Genomic DNA, 18077 nt, shown 5'->3' with positions numbered 1-18077 from the left:
ACTCTTCGACCGAGGTGAATCGATGACAGCTCGGGCCGGTGATGCCGGGGATGGGCCGGTCCCGTCGCGGCCGTCCGCCAATGACCTGCTGGCGGAGATCGATCGGGTGGGGGCCGACCGGACGCGCGGCGGGTATTCGCGGCACGTGTTCACCACCGCCGAGGGCGAGCTGCGGGAGTGGTTCCGCGGGGCGGCGCGGGCGCGGGGGCTGGAGGTGCACAGCGATCGGAATGCCAATGTGTGGGCGTGGTTCGGGCGGCCTGGCGCGGATGCGGTGGTGACCGGGAGCCATCTGGATTCGGTCCCGGGCGGCGGCGCGTACGACGGGCCGCTGGGCGTGGTGAGTGCGCTGGCCGTGTTCGATCTGCTGCGTGCGGAGGGGTTCGTGCCGCGGCGGCCGCTGGCCATCGTGGTGTTCGCGGAGGAGGAGGGCGGGCGGTTCGGGGTGCCCTGCCTCGGATCGCGCCTGCTGACCGGGACTCTCGCACCCGAACGGGTGCTCGCCCTGCGCGACAGCGACGGCACCACGTTCGCCGAGGCGGCGCGCGGCGCCGGGCAGGATCCGAGACACTTCGGCCGCGACAGCGAAACCCTCAGCCGGATAGGCACTTTCGTGGAGCTGCATGTGGAACAGGGCAGGGGACTGGTTCACCTGGACGCGCCGCTCGCGGTGGGCAGCAATATCATTCCGCACGGCCGGTGGCGATTCACCTTCACCGGGCAGGGTAATCACGCGGGCACAACGCTCATGACCGATCGCCACGATCCCATGCTGCCCGCCGCCCGAATGATCACCGCGGTGCGGGCGGCGGCGGCCGCCGTGCCCGACGCGCGCGCCACGGTGGGGCGGCTGGTGCCCACACCGGGCGGCACCAATGTCATCGCCTCCCAGGTGGATGTGTGGCTGGACGCACGGCTGCCCGAGCCCGGCGACGTGCTCGCACTGGTTGCCGAGATCACCGAACAGGCCAGGGCGGCAGCAGAACTCGAAGGCTGCACGGTGGCGGTGCGAGAGGAATCCTACGAGGGCACCGCAGCCTTCGACCGGGCCTTGCGAGACCGCCTGCGCGCCCTGCTCGGCAACGCGCCCGTCCTGCCGACCGGAGCCGGGCACGATGCCGCGGTGCTGGCCGACTTCGTACCCACCGCGATGCTGTACGTCCGCAACCCCACCGGCATCAGCCACGCGCCCCAGGAGTTCGCCGAACCCGCCGACATCGACCACGGCACCGCCGAGTTGGCGCGCGTCCTGCGGAGCCTCGCGGGATGAGCGGGGCGGAGTCCGGAGGGGTGAGCAGCTACTGGTGTGCGCGGGCATGGCTGCCCGGTGGGGTGGCGAACGCGGTGCGGATCGATATTGCGGAGGGCGTCATCACGGCCGTCACGGCCGGGGCGGAGCCGGGCTGCACCATCCTGCCGGGGATGGTGCTGCCAGGGTTCGCCAATGCGCACTCGCACGCCTTCCACCGGGCGCTGCGCGGGCGCACTCATGATGATCGCGGCAGTTTCTGGACCTGGCGGGAGCGCATGTATGCGGTAGCGGAACGGCTGCAACCGGATTCGTACTACCGGCTGGCTCGCGCCGTCTACACGGAGATGGTGCTCGCGGGCTACACCAGCGTCGCGGAATTCCACTATCTGCATCACTCCGCCGGCTCCCAGTGCTACGCCGACCCCAACGAGTTCTCGCATGCCTTGGTAGCCGCGGCCGCCGACGCGGGTATCCGCCTGACGCTGCTCGATGTGTGTTATCTGGCAGGCGGTTTCGGGCAGCCCACCGCCGGCGTGCAGCAACGCTTCGACGACGGGGACGCCGACGGCTGGGCAGTCCGGGTCGAATCCTTCCGTCCGGCAGGCGATCTGGTTCTCATCGGCGCGGCCATCCACTCGGTGCGCGCGGTTCCTGCCGAACAACTCCCTGCCGTCGTACGCGCCGCGACCGGTAAACCGCTCCACGTCCACCTGTCCGAGCAGCCCCGCGAGAACGCGGAATGCCTCGCCACCTACGGCTGTACGCCGACGGAACTGCTGGCCTCGGCAGGTGCCTGGACTCCGCACACGATGGCCGTGCACGCCACCCACCTCACTCCCGTCGATATCACCACCCTCGCCCCCTCCTGGGTCTGCCTGTGCCCCAGCACCGAAGCCGATCTGGCCGACGGTATCGGCCCTGCCCGTCGCCTCGCCGATGCACAGGTACGCCTCTGCCTCGGCAGTGACGGCCAGACGGTCATCGACCCCTGGCACGAGACCCGCGCTCTGGAACTGCACGAACGCCTCGCCAGCGGCCGCCGCGGCCGATTCGACACCGGGGAATTGCTCTCCGCGGCAACGGCTCACGCCGCCTCCGGCTGGACCGGCGTGGGCGCACTCACGCCCGGTCAGGGGGCAGACCTGGTCTGCGTCGACACTGCCTCGCCCCGCACGGCGGGCGCGGACGGCGCCGGAATCCTCTCCGCGGCAACGGCCGCCGACGTCACCGACGTCATGGTGGCGGGTCGCTGGATCGTCCGTGACCGGACCCATCGGACCATCGACAACGTAGCCCACGCTCTCGCTACGGAGATCGGAGCGCTATGGCAGTGAACGCCGTGACAACGCTGATCGATGGGATCGGCGAACTCACCACCAACACAGTGGAATTCGGTGTGTTGCGCAATGCGGCCCTGGTTGTGGAAGGCGAACGGGTGCGCTGGATCGGAGCGGCGCCCCGTGCCCCTGCCGCTGATCATCGCATCGATGCCGGCGGCCGGGCAGTGCTGCCCGGATGGGTCGACAGCCACACCCATTTGGTGTTCGCCGGTGACCGCACGGCGGAGTTCGGCGCACGCATGAGCGGAATGCCGTACTCGACCGGCGGTATCCAGACCACCGTCGAGGCCACTCGCGCCGCGAGCGACGAGACGCTGGCTGCCACGCTCGAGCGGCTGCGGGAGGAGGCGCTGCGACAGGGCACCACCTGCCTGGAGACGAAGACGGGATACGGCCTCACCATCGCCGATGAAAAGCGTTGTGCCGCATTGGCAGCCGAGGTTGCCGACGAGGTCTCGTTCCTGGGCGCGCACATCGTGCCCCGTGGTATACCCGCCGACGACTATCTGGATCTGGTGTGCGGCCCGATGCTGGAGGCCGTCGCCGAGCATGTCGGCTGGATCGATGTCTTCTGTGAGACAGGCGCTTTCGATGCCGAGCAGTCCGCCCGGGTACTGGCGGCGGGCCGGGCGCACGGCCTCGGTCTCCGCGTGCACGGCAATCAGCTCGGCCCCGGACCCGGTGTGCAGCTGGCGGTCCGGCACGGCGCCGCCAGTGTCGACCACTGTACGCACCTCACCGACGCCGATGTCGAAGCGCTCGCCTCGTCCTCCACCATCGCGACGTTGCTGCCCGCGTGTGATCTCTCCACCCGCCAGCCCCTTGCTCCGGCGCGCCGCCTGCTCGATGCCGGTGTGCGAATAGCCCTGGCCACCAACGCCAATCCGGGCAGCTCCTACACCACGTCCATGGCCTACTGTGTGGCCACCGCGGTCCTGCAGATGAGGCTGTCGGTGGAGGAAGCCATCTGGGCCGCCACCGCCGGCGGCGCGCTGGCGCTGGGCCGCGATCTCACCGCCGACGGTGCGGTCGGTGTGCTGCGGCCCGGCGCCCGAGCCGATCTGCATATCCTCGACGCGCCCTCGGCCGTCCACCTGGCCTACCGGCCGGGCGTCCCGCTCACCTGGGCGGTGTGGTGTCGGGGCGGGCTGGTGGAGGGGTCCGCCACTCCGGCCCACCCCGGGCTCAGCTGAGGGATAGCGAGGGGGCTGAGATCGACATCGGGGTCAGTCGCTCGATGTGTTTGCGGTACCGGGTGAAAAGGCGGGGGTGATCGATGGCGAAGACCGCCACCGGTACACCGTCGCGCTCATAGAGCGCGATGCACGACGGACTCGACGGGTCTCCGTCGAGGAAGCGAACCTCGTCGGTTGCTCGGCAGCGGCCCGCGAACTGCAGTGTTCGCCCGTACTGCCGTGACCAGAAATACGGCACCGGGATGGGTTGCTGCTGCGGGGCGCCGAGAATGGTGGCTGCGGCGATGCGGGCCTGGACGGTCGCATTGGTCCAATGCTCGGAGCGGTGGTGTGCACCCAGCGCTTCGTTGTAGCTGCGGGCACAGTCGCCGATCGCGTAGATGCCGGGAATCGAAGTGCGGCACAGAGAATCGGTGACGAACCCGCTGTCGACAGCCAAGCCCGCAGCCCGGGCCCATTCGGTATTGGGCACGGCGCCGATGCCGATGACCACGGCGTCGGCGGTGAGTTCGGTGCCATCGCTCAATCGGACCGCGCGGACGTGTTCGTCGCCGATGAATTTCTCGACAGCGACACCGGTCAGCAACCGGACGCCGTTGGCGCCGTGCATCGCGGCGCAGAGCGGGCCGATATGTGGGCCGAATACCGCGGTGAGCGGGTCGGTGGAGATTTCCACGATGGACACAGCGATGCCGAGAGTTACTGCGGTAGAGGCAATTTCGGCGCCGATCAGGCCCGCGCCGATGATCACCACCGTTTTCGCGGTGCGCAGCGAATCACGGATGGCGCGGGCGTCTTCGAGAGTGCGCAGCGTGTGTATGCCACCCATTTTCTCCGCGCCGGGCAATGATCTGGCGCGTGCGCCTGTCGCAAGTACCAGCGAATGTCCGGCGATTCGGGTCCCGTCGTCCAGGACGACCCCGGGCCCGGCCTCGGTTCTGATGAGTGCGTTCGCTCGGCGGCCGAGAATCCAATTCGCTTCCGCCCCTTCGCCCAGTGCGAGATCGATATCGCCCTGCAGGAACTCTTTGGACAGCGGCGGCCGGTCGTAGGGAAGGTGTGGTTCGTCGCCGACAACCGTGATGTTGCCGTCGTGACCGTGTTCGCGCAGTGCTCGCACCAGCGAGAACCCGGCCAGTGATGCGCCGACCACGACTACCGGGTCAGCGTTCACAACTGCACCCACACGTCGCCGTCGACCACTCGCACCGCGTGTATCCGCACCGCGATCTTGGCCGGCGGACCGGACACCGCGCCGGTGCGCAGGTCGAAGCACGATTCGTGCAACGGGCATTCGACCGTGCAGTTCTCCACCCAGCCGTCGGACAGCGACGCGTCCTGATGCGTGCAGGTGTCGTCGATCGCGAAAAGTCCGTTCTCGGTATGGAATACCGCGATCGGCGGGGCGCCGTCCGGGGTCACCGTGGCGACCTCACCCAGCGGCAGATCGGTCAGGGGCGCGACGAACAGCTCTGCGGTAGTTGTTTCCGATTGTTCGGCCAGGGAACCCATCAGTCCTCCAGAGTTGCTCATTACGCAACACGTCTCTTATCACGCAACAGTTTGCGCGGGTTTCCGGCGGCGGTCAACCCTGGAATCTGTTTGTGAACAGTAGGTTTCCAGCGGTTGACAGGCCGCCGGATCGGGTCGACCATTTGTTGCGTAATGCGATTACGTTGCGCATCAAGCAACATCGGAGGCACGTCTTGGCTCACCCGAAAGTTGTCATCATCGGAGCCGGAATCGTCGGAACCTCGTTAGCTGATGAAATAACCTCGCGCGGCTGGACGGATGTCACGGTCCTCGATCGCGGGCCACTGTTCACCACCGGCGGCTCCACTTCGCACGCACCAGGTTTGGTGTTCCAGACGAACTCGTCGAAGACAATGACGGAGTTCGCCCGGTACACGACAGAGAAATTTCTGGCGCTCGATCATGAAGAGGGTTGGGTATTCAATCCGGTCGGCGGCTTGGAGGTGGCCACGACACCCGAGCGCTGGCAGGATCTGCATCGCAAGGCCGGGTGGGCGCAGTCGTGGGGAATCGAGGGACGGCTCCTCGAGCCGGCCGAGTGCGCCGTACTGCATCCACTGCTCGATGCCGATCGGATTCTCGGCGGATTCCATACTCCCGCAGATGGTTTGGCCAAGGCGCTGCGCGCGGCGAGCGCGCAGGCCCGGCTCGCGACCGCACGCGGTGCGCGATTCCGCCCGTATCAGGAAGTACTCGGCATCGTGGAGCGTGGCGGGCGGGTGGCGGGTGTGGAAACCGCCGACGGAATCATCGATGCGGACATCGTCATCTGCGCGGCCGGCTTCTGGGGCGCCGAGGTGGCCGCGAAGGCCGGCCTGGTAGTGCCGCTGGTGCCGATGGCGCACCAGTACGCCAAGACCGGCCGGATCTCCGCGCTCGAGGGGCGCAATACCGCACTCCGCGAGGCGAACCTGCCGATCCTGCGGCATCAGGATCAGGACCTCTACTTCCGCGAGCACGGCGATCGGATCGGCATCGGCTACTACGGGCACAAGCCCATGCCGGTGGACCTCTCGACGCTGGCCACCGCGGGTACGGATATGCCATCGATGCTCTCTTTCACCGACGAGGATTTCGCCCCCGCCTGGCAAGAGTCCATGGAACTGCTTCCCGCGCTGGGTGATTCGAAGGTGGAGGAGGGGTTCAACGGGATCTTCTCGTTCACCCCCGATGGCTTCTCGATCATGGGCGAGCACCGCGACCTGGCGGGATTCTGGGTCGCCGAGGCGGTGTGGGTCACCCATGCGGCCGGTGTGGCCAAGGCGACCGCCGAGTGGATCATCGACGGCGCAGCGCACACCGACGTGCACGAATGCGACCTGTACCGCTTCGAAGACGCCGCGCGCAGCGCCCGATTCATCCTCGAGACCAGTTCGCAGGCCTTCGTCGAGGTCTACGACATCATCCACCCGCATCAGCACCGAACGGCCCTGCGCGGCCTGCGCACCAGCCCCTTTTACCCCCGCCAGCAGGAACTCGGAGCGTTCTTCTTCGAGGGTGGCGGCTGGGAGCGGCCGGCATGGTACGAGGCCAATGCCGTTCTGATGCAACGCCTTCGCGATGAGGGCTTCGCGTTCCCGGACCGTGACGGCTGGTCGGCCAACTTCTGGTCGACGATCTCCATCGCGGAGGCGCACTGGACCAGGGAGCACGTGGCCTTGTTCGATATGACGCCATTGACCCGCTACGAACTGGCCGGACCGGGCGCACTGGAACTGCTGCAGCAGCTCACCACCAATAATCTGGACAAGAGTGTCGGCTCGGTGACCTACGCGCTGATGCTCGATGAGAACGGCGGCGTCCGAAGCGATCTCACCGTTGCCCGGCTCGCGCCACAGCGATTCCAGGTGGGCGCCAACGGTCCGCTGGACTTCGACTGGTTCAGCAGACATCTACCCGCCGACGGCTCGGTGACGCTGCGTGACATCACCGGCGGCACCTGCTGTATCGGGGTGTGGGGTCCGGCGGCACGAGATCTGGTGCAGCCCCTGTGCTCCGACGATCTGTCACATCAGGCATTCAAGTATTTCCGCGCCTCGAACACCTATCTCGGCGCTGTTCCGGTGACGATGATGCGCGTGTCCTACGTCGGTGAACTCGGCTGGGAGATCTACACGACGGCCGAATACGGCAGCGCGCTCTGGGATCTGCTGTGGGACGCCGGTCGGGCACACGAGGCCATCGCGGCGGGCCGGATCGCATTCAACAGCCTGCGTATCGAAAAAGGTTACCGCGGTTGGGGAACCGATATGACCACCGAGCATCGTCCGGCGGCGGCGGGTCTCGATTTCGCGGTGCGCATGAGCAAGGCCGATTTCATCGGCAAAGCCGCGCTGGAGCAGGCGGAGCCGCCGGCGAAGATCTTGCGCAGCATCGTGTTCGACAGTCCGGCGGCCGTCGTGCTCGGCAAGGAGCCGGTGTACGTCGGCGGCGTGTGTGCGGGTTATGTCACCAGCGCGGGCTATTCGGCCACCATCGGTCACAGCATCGCGTACGCCTGGCTGCCGGCGGCCACCGCGCCGGGCGACGAGGTCGAGGTCGAATACCTCGGCACCCGCTATGCCGCCGTCGTGCATTCCGAACCGGTGGTGGACCCCGAAATGTCCCGGATCAGGAGGTAGCGAAATGACCACGGCGACAGACGGTTACGACGTCATTGTGATCGGTCTCGGTGGAATGGGCAGTGCCGCCGCCTATCATCTGGCCGCCCGCGGGCAACGCGTGCTCGGACTCGAGAAGTTCACGCCCGCCCACGACAAGGGTTCGAGTCACGGCGGCTCCCGAATCATTCGGCAGTCCTATTTCGAAGATCCCGCGTATGTGCCGCTGCTGCTGCGCTCCTACGAGCTCTGGGAGCAGTTGGCGGCCGACAGCGGCCGGGAGGTCTTCCGGCTCACCGGCGGACTGTTCCTCGGGCCACCGGAATCGCTGACGGTCGCGGGCAGTCTGCGCGCGAGCCGCGAATGGTCACTGCCGCACGAGGTTATGGATGCGGCCGAGATCCGGCGGCGGTACCCGAATTTCACCCCCGAGCCGGACGATATCGCGGTCTATGAGGACAAAGCCGGGTTCGCCCGTCCGGAGCTGACCGTGCAGGCGCACATCGACCTGGCCCTGCGTTCGGGTGCGACCCTGTCATTCGGTGAAGAGGTGCTGGACTGGGCGGAGACCAGCGACGGCGTGACGGTCACGACGGCCCGGGCCACCTACCGCGCGAACCAGCTTGTCGTCTGTCCGGGCGCCTGGGCGCCACAGTTGTTGTCCGAGTTCGGCATCCCGATCACCATCGAACGCCAGGTGCTGTACTGGCTCGACCCGGTAGGCGGCACAGCGGCTTTCGAGGACCAGCCGATCTACATCGCCGAGAGTGTCGCAGGCATGCAGATTTACGGTTTTCCGGCGATCGACGGACCCACCGGCGGGGTGAAGACGGCATTCTTCCGCAAAGGCATCGAGTGCACGCCGGAAACCATCGACCGCGTGGTGCATCCGCACGAGATCCGGGAGATGCGCGAGCGTGTCGCCGAGCTCCTTCCGTCCCTTGACGGTCCGCTGGTGCACTCGGCGACCTGCATGTACTCCAATACCCCCGATCAGCATTTCGTGATCGCCCGCCATCCCGACTCCACGCGGGTGACCATCGCCTGCGGCTTCTCGGGCCACGGCTTCAAGTTCGTCCCGGTGGTCGGTGAAATCCTGGCCGATCTGGCCACCGAGGCGAAGACCGCTCATCCCATCGCACTTTTCGACCCGCAAAGGCTGGTGACCGCATGACGACCGCGGACACACCGCCGGTGGTGGCACCGGCACTGATTCCCACTCTGGGTGGCCGGTGGTACGTCGAGGAACGGATTTTCGCGTCCGAACAGGAACGCATCTTCGAGCAGATGTGGTTCTGCGCGGTGCGCTCGAGCGATCTCGCCGATGCGGGCCGGTTCAAAAAGGTGCAGGTCGGCCGGGAGAGCGTGTTGATCGTGCGGGGCCGGGATGGGCAGCTGCGCGCTTTCCTGAATATCTGCCGCCACCGCGGCGCGATGCTGTGCACCGAGGACGAAGGACAGGTGCGGCGCAACCTGCGCTGCCCGTATCACGCGTGGACCTATGGGCTCGACGGCAAACTCGTCGCCGCACCCAATATGGCCGCGCTCAAGGACGAGAGGGGCGCGGATATCGACCGGGTCGCCTACGGCCTGGTGCCGGTCGCGCTGCGCGAGTGGCTCGGTTACGCCTGGGTCTGCCTGGCCGACGACCCGCCGTCGTTCGAAGACAGCGTCATGGGCGCGGTGACCGAGCGATTGGGCAGTCCGACCGCGATCGACGGATACGAAATAGACACATTGCGGGTAGGTCGCCGCGTGGTCTACGACGTCGCGGCGAATTGGAAGCTTATTGTGGAGAACTTCATGGAGTGCTACCACTGCGCGACCATCCACCCCGAACTCACCGAGGTCTTGCCGGAGTTCGCGGACGGCCTTGCCGCCCAGGTCTTCGTCGGCCACGGCGCCGAATTCGGTCCCGCGATTTCCGGATTCACCATCGACGGCTCGGCGGGCTTCGACCGACTACCCGGTGTCAGCCCAGACCAAGACCGCCGCTACTACGCGATCACCATCAAGCCGACGGTCTTCGTGAATTTGGTGCCGGACCACATCATCTTCCACCGAATGTTTCCGATGTCGGCGGATCGCACCATTGTCGAATGCGACTGGCTCTACACGCCGGACGTGGTCGCGGAAGGCCGCGATGTGTCCCGTTCGGTGGAATTGTTCCATCGGGTGAACGAACAGGATTTCGAGGCATGCGAGCGGACACAGCCCGCGATGTCCTCGCGTGCCTACCGCGACGGCGGAGTACTCGTCCCCGCCGAGCATCACATCTCGGAGTTCCACGAATGGCTGCACGACTGTATCGGCGACGAGAGGTGACATGAGATGAACGGCAACCCGGACCTATTCATCGGCGGCGAATGGGTGCACGCCTCGGACGGCGGCCTGCGCCGGCTCGTCAACCCGGCCGACGGGACGGTGGTGGACACCGTGGACGAGGCCACACCGGACGATGCGCGCCGGGCCGTGGCCGCAGCGCGCGCGGCCTTCGACGACGGGGCCTGGGTTGCCACACCGATCTCCGAACGCGCCGCGCTCCTGGTGCGGATGTCGGACCTGTTGCACCGCGATAAGGAGCAGCTGGCGCATCTGGAGACGGTCGATACCGGCAAAACACTGGTGGAGAGCCGCATCGATATCGACGATGTGATCTCGGTGTTCCGCTACTACGCGAGTCTGGTTGCCGGACAAGCCGATCGGCTGATCGACGTCGGCGATCCGATGGTGGTCAGCAGGGTGGTCCGGGAACCGATCGGTGTCTGTGTGCTGATCGCACCGTGGAACTATCCGCTGCTGCAGATGTCGTGGAAGATCGCCCCGGCCCTGGCCGCCGGTTGCACGATGGTCGCCAAGCCGAGCGAGGTGACCCCGCTCAGCACCATCGCCTTCGTGCGCCTGGCCGAGGAGGCAGGCGTGCCGCCCGGGGTGCTGAACCTGGTGCAGGGCAGTGGTGCGGTACTCGGTGCGGCGCTGACCGATAACCCGCACGTCGACTTCATCTCCTTCACCGGCGGCCTCGCGACCGGCCGGACGATCACGAAGGTCGCCGCCGAGCACGTCACCAAGGTCGCGGTGGAACTCGGTGGCAAGAACCCGCACATCGTCTTCGCCGACGCCGACTGGGAGAGCTCGGTCGACCAGGTACTGACCGGCGTGTTCCTGCACTCCGGCCAAGTCTGTTCGGCGGGAACACGACTCGTCGTCGAAGAGTCCATCGCTGACGACTTCGTCGCGGAGTTGGCGCGCCGGGCCGAGCTGATTCGGGTCGGCCCCGGCCTCGACCCGGTCAGCGAAACCGGCCCGCTGGTCTCGCAGCAACATCGGTCGAAGGTGGAAGCCTATGTGGAGCTGGGCATTTCGGAGGGCGCGAAGCTCGTGACCGGTGGCGTCCGCCCGAGCGACCCGGCGCTGGCCGATGGCAGCTTCTTCCTGCCGACGATCTTCGACCACTGTGATCGGTCGATGCGGATCGTGCAGGAGGAGACATTCGGCCCGATCCTCACCGTGGAGCGATTCACCACCGAAGCCGAGGCGATCCGGCTCGGCAACGACACCGAATACGGTCTCGCCGCCGGCGTGCGCACCGCCGACGCCGCCCGCGGTGAGCGCATGGTGCGCGCACTGCGACACGGCACGGTGTGGCTCAACGACTTCGGCTATTACACCGCCGCGGCGGAATGGGGCGGGTTCAAGAAATCCGGCAACGGACGTGAGCTCGGCCCGACCGGCTTGGCCGAATATCAAGAAATCAAACACATTTGGCACAACCTGGCACCGAAGCCAGCGGAGTGGTTCAAGGGCGTCTGATCGAAGTTTTACCTCTCGGCCGGACAGCCCGTACGGCCGCACCGCGGAAGGCACGGCAGCAATGGTAGTCAAGGAACAGAGTGTGTCCGACGACAATGGCATGGAGGATTTCGGTTACCGGGAATCCCTGGACCGAAGTATCGGAAAATTCGCCAGCTTCGCGGCCGGCGTCAGCTACATCTCGATCCTCACCGGTACGTTCCAACTATTCTATTTCGGTTTCGGGACAGCGGGGCCGGCCTACCTATGGTCGTGGCCGCTGGTCTTCGTCGGACAGGTCGCTGTCGCACTGTGTTTCATGGAGCTCGCCGCGAAGTATCCTGTCGCCGGGTCGGTATATAACTGGTCCAAGGCGCTCGGCAGCAGAATTGTCGGGTGGTCATCCGGATGGCTGATGTTGACCGCCTCAATCGTGACGCTGTCGGCGGTCGTGCTCGCGCTACAGATGAACCTGCCCCGGCTGTGGAGCGGTTTTCAGATCATCGGTGACGGCACCGGTCAATACGACAGCGCCGGCAACGCGGTGGTACTCGGCACAGTGCTGATCGTATTCACCACCGCCGTCAATGCTTTCGGTGTGCGGCTCATGTCCAGAATCAATAGCGCGGGCGTGTTCATCGAACTGATCGCGGCTGTGCTGATCGCAATCATCCTGGCGGCCAACTGGACTCGCGGACCGCAGGTGTTCTTCTCGACGCACGGTTACGGCGCGGGGGAGTCCGGTGGCTATCTCAGTGCGTTCCTGGTGGCCACGCTCGCGTCCGGCTATGTGATGTACGGCTTCGACACCGCCAGTTCGCTCGGTGAGGAGACGGTGGAGCCGCGGCGCACCGCCCCCAAGGCGATCTTCCGGGCTGTGCTCGCCTCATTCGTCATCGGCGGCGCGATCCTCGTTTTCGCCGTTATGGCGGCGCCGGACCTGAAGGACCCGCAGATCGGTAGCACGACCGGTGGCCTGCAATACATTGTCCAACAGGTGATGTGGGGTCCGCTCGGCAGGATCTTCCTGGTGTGCATCGTCATCGCGGTGACAGTCTGTTCGCTGGCGGTGCACACCGCGGCTATCCGGCTGGCCTTCGCCATGGCCCGCGATAACGCGCTACCCTTCGGCGACAAGCTCGCCCGGGTACACCCGAAGACACAGACACCTGTGGTTCCGGCCGTGTTGATCGGGGTGCTCTCCGCGCTGATCCTGGCGATCAATGTCAGCCAGCCGAAGATCTTCACGGTGCTGACCTCGATCGCGGTCATCATGATTTACCTGGCTTATCTGATGGTGACCGGGCCGATGCTGAAGAAGCGGCTGCGGGGGCAGTGGCCTCCGAAGGATCTGAGCGAGGGCGGCTACTTCTCGATGGGCCGCTGGGGCATGTTTGTCAATATTGTTGCCGTGGTGTGGGGTATCGGGATGGCGTTGAACCTGGCGTGGCCGCGCGCTGCGATCTACGGCACCCCTTGGTACAACACGTGGGGTGCGTTCGTCTACATCGGTGCGATCCTGGGTGCCGGGTTGCTCTGGTACGCGATCAAGGGCCGCAAGAGTATCGGGACCCTGGCCTCACACGCGGCGGAGGTGCGTTCCGATGTCTGACACGGTCTTCGACTACGTGATCGCGGGCGGCGGAACGGCCGGATGTGTGCTTGCCGCCCGGCTCAGCGAAAACCCCGATGTGACAGTGTGTTTGGTGGAGGCCGGGCCGTCGGACGTCGGCAATCGCGATATCCTCGAGCTCACGCAGTGGATGCATCTGCTCGATTCCGGTTACGACTGGGACTATCCGGTAGAACCGCAGGAGCGCGGCAACAGCTATCTGCGCCATGCCAGGGCGAAGGTGCTCGGCGGATGTTCCTCGCACAACTCGTGTATCGCGTTCTGGCCGCCGGCCGAAGGGCTGGACGAGTGGGCCGCGATGGGTGCCACCGGGTGGAGCGCGGCGGACGTGCTGCCCTATGTCGCGCGGGTGGAGAACAACAACGCACCGGGAAGCCAGCACGGCCGCAGCGGTCCGGTTCAGTTGCGCGATATCCCGCCGCTCGATCCGTGCGGTGTCGCGGTGCTCGAAGCCGCAGCGCTCGCCGGGTTGCCGACCGTGGAATTCAACCGTGGCGCAACGGTTCGCAATGGCGCCGGCTGGTTCCAGATCAATGCGGCCCAGGACGGCACCCGAATGTCGTCCTCGCACGCCTACCTGCACCCGGTGCTCGATTCAAGGCCCAATCTTGTTGTGCGCACCGGGTGCTGGGTCAGCGAGATCCTGTTCGACGAAGCCCGCAATGCGACCGGCGTGCGCTATCAGCGGCCCGATCTCACCGGGTACGACACGGTTTCGGCGCGCCGTGAGGTCATCGTGACAGCCGGGGCAATCGATACGCCGAAACTGTTGATGCTGTCCGGCATCGGACCCGCCGACCACCTGCGGGAGATCGGCGTTCCGGTACTGGTCGATGCCCCCGGTGTGGGTTCGAATCTGGACGATCACGTGGAAGGGCTGGTGTTCTGGGACGCCGCGCAACCCATGATCGAAACCTCGACACAGTGGTGGGAGATAGGAGTTTTCGCCACGACCGACGAATCGCTGCGCGTGCCCGACATCATGATGCATTACGGCAGCGTGCCGTTCGATATGAACACGCTGCGCCATGGCTATCCGACCACCGACAACGGCTTTTGCCTGACACCCAATGTCACGCAGGGCCGTTCGCGGGGGACGGTCCGTCTGCGCACCCGGGACTACCGGGACCGGCCGAAGGTCGACCCGCGGTATTTCACCGATCCGGAAGGCCACGACGAACGCACCATGCTCGCCGGAGTCCGCTTGGCACGCACGATCGCCGAGCAGACGCCGCTGAAGGAGTGGATCGCACGGGAACTCGCGCCCGGTCCGGACGCGATCACCGACGATGAACTGCTGGACTATATTCGCGCCACCCACAACACCGTCTATCACCCGGCGGCCACGGCGCGGATGGGCGCGCCCGATGACCCGAGGGCGGTGCTCGACCCCGAACTCCGAGTGAAGGGGGTGTCGCGCCTGCGGGTCGTCGACGCCTCCGCAATGCCGAAATTGCCCGCCGTCAATCCCAATATCACTGTCATGACCATGGCAGAGAAGTGCGCGGATCTGATCAGGAAAACCTGAGTCTGCCATCCGGTAGCGCCGGTACCGGGATGCCCTATTGCTGCCCGCGGACAGCAATAGGGCGATCGCCGCTGCGTGAGATCGCGGCGGCGGGTGGGGAGTTCGGTAGCCACAACCACCTAGAATGGCGATTGCTATGGCTAAACAAGACGTCGAGGACAGCGGGCCGACGGCTGCGGTGCAGTCCGTCGATCGAGCGCTGCTGGTCATGGAGATAATCGCCAAGCTGGGGCAGGCGGGCGTCACGGAGATCGCGACCGAACTCGGCGTCCACAAATCTACCGTTTCGCGGTTGGTCGCCGTGCTGGAATCGCGAGGATACGTCGAGCAACTCTCCGAGCGCGGCAAGTATCGGCTCGGGTTCTCGATCGTCCGGCTGGCCGGATCCGCCAGTGCGCAGGTCGATCTCGTCGAGCAGAGCCGAAGCGCCTGCGACGCGCTGGCGATCGAGGTCGGCGAGACCACCAATCTCGCTGTGCTGGACGGCAATCGGATCATCAATATCGCCGAGGCGCACGGTCCCGGATCGATCGCGTTGCGGTCCTGGGTCGGCCAGAGCTGCCCGGCGCACGCCACCTCCAGCGGCAAGGTGCTGCTCGCGGATCTCGAGCCCGCCGCGATGCGCAAGCGCGTCGGCGCCAAGCTCGAGGGCTTCACGGCCAATACCCTGACCAAGGTCGCGGAGCTGGCGGCACAGCTCGTGACGGTTCGTGAGAACGGTTGGGCCAGTGCGTCCGAGGAGCTCGAGATCGGGCTGAACGCGCTTGCCGCGCCGGTTTACGACAGCAAGGGCTCAGTTGTTGCGGCACTGAGTGTTTCGGGCCCCGCGTATCGGTTGAGTCCCGATCGTTTCGCCGCAGCCGCACGGTCGACTATCGCCGCCGCTGCGGATATCAGTCGCCGGCTCGGCCATCTCGGCTGAGTATTCCCGGCGTTTGGGCTCGTTTCGTGTTGACAAGGTGTGCGACCGGTTCGATACTTGGTTGCGCATAGAGCATCAGTTGCGCTTTACGCAACTCACCGGTTCTATATGCAACCGCACATCCGCCGTTTTACGCGCAGCGGGAGATCTCCACCCACACCGGGTGGAGAGCCGAAGGAGCAACACCTCCCGGGAATCTCTCAGGCCCAGTACCGCCGCGCACAGGCAACTCTGGAAAGCAGTGCACACGCACTCGCCGACGGGGCAAACGCACAGTGGCCTAATCGCCACGGTGCGCGAATCTCTCAGGTCATTGGACAGAGCGGGAGGAGCCACCCACGCGCATGCGTCGACGAAAGGCTCCTCATGGCCATCCGTGACTCCGCTCTCCGAATCGAACTCGATACCGGGCTGCGCGAATTCGACCCGCTGATCGCCGAGTTGATCGATCGCGAGGTCGATCGGCAGCAACGTGGCCTGGAAATGATCGCCTCCGAGAACTATGCGCCGCTCGCGGTGATGCAGGCCCAGGGCTCGGTGCTGACCAACAAATACGCCGAAGGGTATCCGGGCCGCCGCTACTACGGCGGGTGCGAGCACATCGACGAGATCGAGTCACTGGCGATCGAGCGGCTGCGCGGGCTGTTCGGCGCCGAATACGTCAATGTGCAACCGCATTCGGGTGCGCAGGCGAACGCGGCGGCGATGCACGCGGTACTGCGGCCGGGCGATGCGATCCTCGGACTGGCGCTCGACCACGGTGGCCACCTCACGCACGGGATGAAGATCAACTTCTCCGGGCGGCTCTATGACGTTGCGGCCTATCATGTTCGGGCCGAAGATCATCTCGTCGATATGGACGAGGTCCGGCGCCTCGCGCACGAGCACCGGCCGAAGCTGATCGTGGCAGGCTGGTCCGCCTACCCCCGGCACCTGGACTTCGCCGAATTCCGGCGCATCGCAGACGAAGTCGGCGCGTACCTGATGGTCGATATGGCGCATTTCGCGGGCCTGGTCGCGGCTGGATTGCACCCCTCGCCGGTGCCGCACGCACATATCGTCACCTCGACCACTCATAAGACCCTCGGCGGACCGCGCGGTGGATTCATCCTCGCCGTCGAGGAATTGGGCAAGAAGCTGGCCTCGGCGGTCTTCCCCGGACAGCAGGGCGGGCCGCTCGAGCATGTGATCGCCGCCAAGGCGGTCGCGTTCAAGATGGCGGCAGAACCGGCCTTCCGTGATCGTCAGGAGCGCACGCTGGCGGGCGCGCGTATTCTCGCCGACCGGCTGCTGGCGCAGGACTGCCGGGCCGCGGGCATCAGTGTTGTCGGCGGCGGCACCGACGTGCACCTGGTGCTCGTCGACCTGCGTGACTCCGAACTCGACGGACAACAGGGTGAGGATCGGCTGCACGACATCGGAATCACGGTGAACCGCAACGCCGTTCCGTTCGATCCGCGCCCGCCGATGATCAGTTCCGGACTCCGAATCGGCACGCCCGCGCTCGCTACCCGCGGCTTCGACATCGAGGCGTTTACCGAGGTCGCCGATATCATCGCCCTGGCGCTGCTCTCGGGGTCCTCGGTTGCCGAGCTGACCGAGCGGGTCGATGCCCTGGTGCGGCGCTACCCGCTGTACCCCGGGCTGCGCGGTCCGGCATGACGGTCAGCGTCTTCGACCTGTTCAAAGTCGGTATCGGGCCCTCGAGTTCGCATACGGTGGGGCCGATGCGCGCAGCCGCGCGGTTCGTCGATCGACTCAAATCCGAGGGGGTGCTGCACAATACGGCTTCCGTACGGGCTCACTCGGTGCGACCGGGCGCGGGCACGGCAGCGTCGAGGCGGTCGTCGCTGGATTGTCGGGCGAGCTGCCCGAGACCGTCGACCCAGATGTGCTGGTGCGCACCATGTCCGACGCCCGGGAGACGGGCACGTTGCACCTGGGAGGCGTACATTCGATCGCCTTCGCCGTCGACGACGATATCGAACTCCTGGGTCGAACCAAGCTCGCCTTCCACACCAACGGCATGCTCTTCCAGGCCTCCGGCGGCGATGGCGAACCGCTCGCCGAGCGTCAATTCTATTCGGTGGGAGGAGGTTTCGTCCTCGACGAGGACGAGATCAACCGGCCGGATCGGGGAGCGGCAATGGTCATTCCCCATCCGTTCGGATCGGCCGTCGACTTGCTCGCCCGCACGACCGCCACCGGCCTGCCGATCAGCGCGCTGGTACGGGTCAACGAAATGTCCTGGCGTTAGTGCGGATCAGATCAGAGCCGAACT

At 66.1% G+C, this 18077-nt stretch carries 13 protein-coding genes, 1 pseudogene and 2 riboswitches; of the genes and pseudogenes, 12 read left to right on the top strand and 2 right to left on the bottom strand.

Annotated elements, in window-relative coordinates:
- Nucleotides 1–22: 22 nt before the first annotated feature.
- Genes JWN03_RS40120 through hutI form a run of 3 tightly spaced genes read left to right on the top strand, consistent with a single transcriptional unit; the run spans nucleotide 23 to nucleotide 3785 of the window.
- Nucleotides 23–1270, top strand: coding sequence for an allantoate amidohydrolase (locus JWN03_RS40120; protein ID WP_297626911.1), 1248 nt, complete (start codon nucleotides 23–25; stop codon nucleotides 1268–1270).
- Nucleotides 1267–2586: a formimidoylglutamate deiminase gene (locus JWN03_RS40115; RefSeq protein WP_297626909.1), complete on the top strand. Its 1320-nt coding sequence runs from the start codon at nucleotides 1267–1269 to the stop codon at nucleotides 2584–2586. The genes JWN03_RS40120 and JWN03_RS40115 overlap by 4 nt, the downstream gene beginning before the upstream one ends.
- A complete protein-coding gene (gene hutI / locus JWN03_RS40110) occupies nucleotides 2577–3785 on the top strand; it encodes an imidazolonepropionase (protein ID WP_297626907.1) in 1209 nt (402 codons plus the stop codon). Before JWN03_RS40115 ends, hutI begins: the two co-directional genes overlap by 10 nt.
- Here the strand turns inward: hutI and JWN03_RS40105 are convergent.
- Complete coding sequence (locus tag JWN03_RS40105) at nucleotides 3778–4962, bottom strand: NAD(P)/FAD-dependent oxidoreductase (RefSeq protein ID WP_297626906.1); 1185 nt, start codon at nucleotides 4960–4962, stop codon at nucleotides 3778–3780. The two genes, hutI and JWN03_RS40105, sit on opposite strands and share 8 nt — an antisense overlap.
- A complete protein-coding gene (locus tag JWN03_RS40100) occupies nucleotides 4959–5300 on the bottom strand; it encodes a bifunctional 3-phenylpropionate/cinnamic acid dioxygenase ferredoxin subunit (RefSeq protein WP_297626949.1) in 342 nt (113 codons plus the stop codon). Before JWN03_RS40100 ends, JWN03_RS40105 begins: the two co-directional genes overlap by 4 nt.
- 194 nt (nucleotides 5301–5494) lie before the next feature.
- Between JWN03_RS40100 and JWN03_RS40095 the strand changes: the two genes are divergently transcribed.
- From JWN03_RS40095 to JWN03_RS40055, 9 genes and pseudogenes are all read left to right on the top strand, one after another.
- A complete protein-coding gene (locus JWN03_RS40095) occupies nucleotides 5495–7942 on the top strand; it encodes a GcvT family protein (RefSeq protein WP_297626903.1) in 2448 nt (815 codons plus the stop codon).
- Nucleotides 7943–7946: 4 nt separating this feature from the next.
- Nucleotides 7947–9095 (top strand): N-methyl-L-tryptophan oxidase, encoded by a 1149-nt coding sequence (solA, locus tag JWN03_RS40090; RefSeq protein ID WP_297626900.1) that lies wholly within the window; start codon nucleotides 7947–7949, stop codon nucleotides 9093–9095.
- Complete coding sequence (locus tag JWN03_RS40085; protein ID WP_297626897.1) at nucleotides 9092–10246, top strand: aromatic ring-hydroxylating oxygenase subunit alpha; 1155 nt, start codon at nucleotides 9092–9094, stop codon at nucleotides 10244–10246. Before solA ends, JWN03_RS40085 begins: the two co-directional genes overlap by 4 nt.
- Nucleotides 10247–10252: 6 nt before the next feature.
- A complete protein-coding gene (locus tag JWN03_RS40080; RefSeq protein ID WP_297626895.1) occupies nucleotides 10253–11734 on the top strand; it encodes an aldehyde dehydrogenase family protein in 1482 nt (493 codons plus the stop codon).
- 61 nt (nucleotides 11735–11795) lie between these two features.
- A complete protein-coding gene (locus JWN03_RS40075) occupies nucleotides 11796–13325 on the top strand; it encodes an APC family permease (RefSeq protein ID WP_297626893.1) in 1530 nt (509 codons plus the stop codon).
- Nucleotides 13318–14874 carry a GMC family oxidoreductase gene (locus tag JWN03_RS40070; RefSeq protein WP_297626890.1) on the top strand — a complete coding sequence of 519 codons (1557 nt, stop codon included), beginning with the start codon at nucleotides 13318–13320 and terminating at the stop codon, nucleotides 14872–14874. Before JWN03_RS40075 ends, JWN03_RS40070 begins: the two co-directional genes overlap by 8 nt.
- A 136-nt stretch (nucleotides 14875–15010) precedes the next feature.
- The gene (locus tag JWN03_RS40065; RefSeq protein ID WP_297626887.1) at nucleotides 15011–15796 is read left to right on the top strand and encodes an IclR family transcriptional regulator; all 786 of its coding nucleotides are present in this window, start codon (nucleotides 15011–15013) and stop codon (nucleotides 15794–15796) included.
- Between the two features lie 130 nt (nucleotides 15797–15926).
- Nucleotides 15927–16021: riboswitch (glycine riboswitch) on the top strand.
- Nucleotides 16022–16127, top strand: a riboswitch (glycine riboswitch).
- 35 nt (nucleotides 16128–16162) lie between these two features.
- On the top strand, nucleotides 16163–17458 hold the full coding sequence (gene glyA, locus JWN03_RS40060) for a serine hydroxymethyltransferase (protein WP_297626884.1): 1296 nt from the start codon (nucleotides 16163–16165) through the stop codon (nucleotides 17456–17458).
- Nucleotides 17455–18053, top strand: a pseudogene (locus JWN03_RS40055) (serine dehydratase beta chain). Before glyA ends, JWN03_RS40055 begins: the two are co-directional and overlap by 4 nt.
- Nucleotides 18054–18077: the final 24 nt, after the last annotated feature.

This window comes from Nocardia sp., from assembly GCF_025465275.1.
GTDB lineage: Bacteria > Actinomycetota > Actinomycetes > Mycobacteriales > Mycobacteriaceae > Nocardia.
This window is presented reverse-complemented; position numbering and strand designations above follow the sequence as displayed.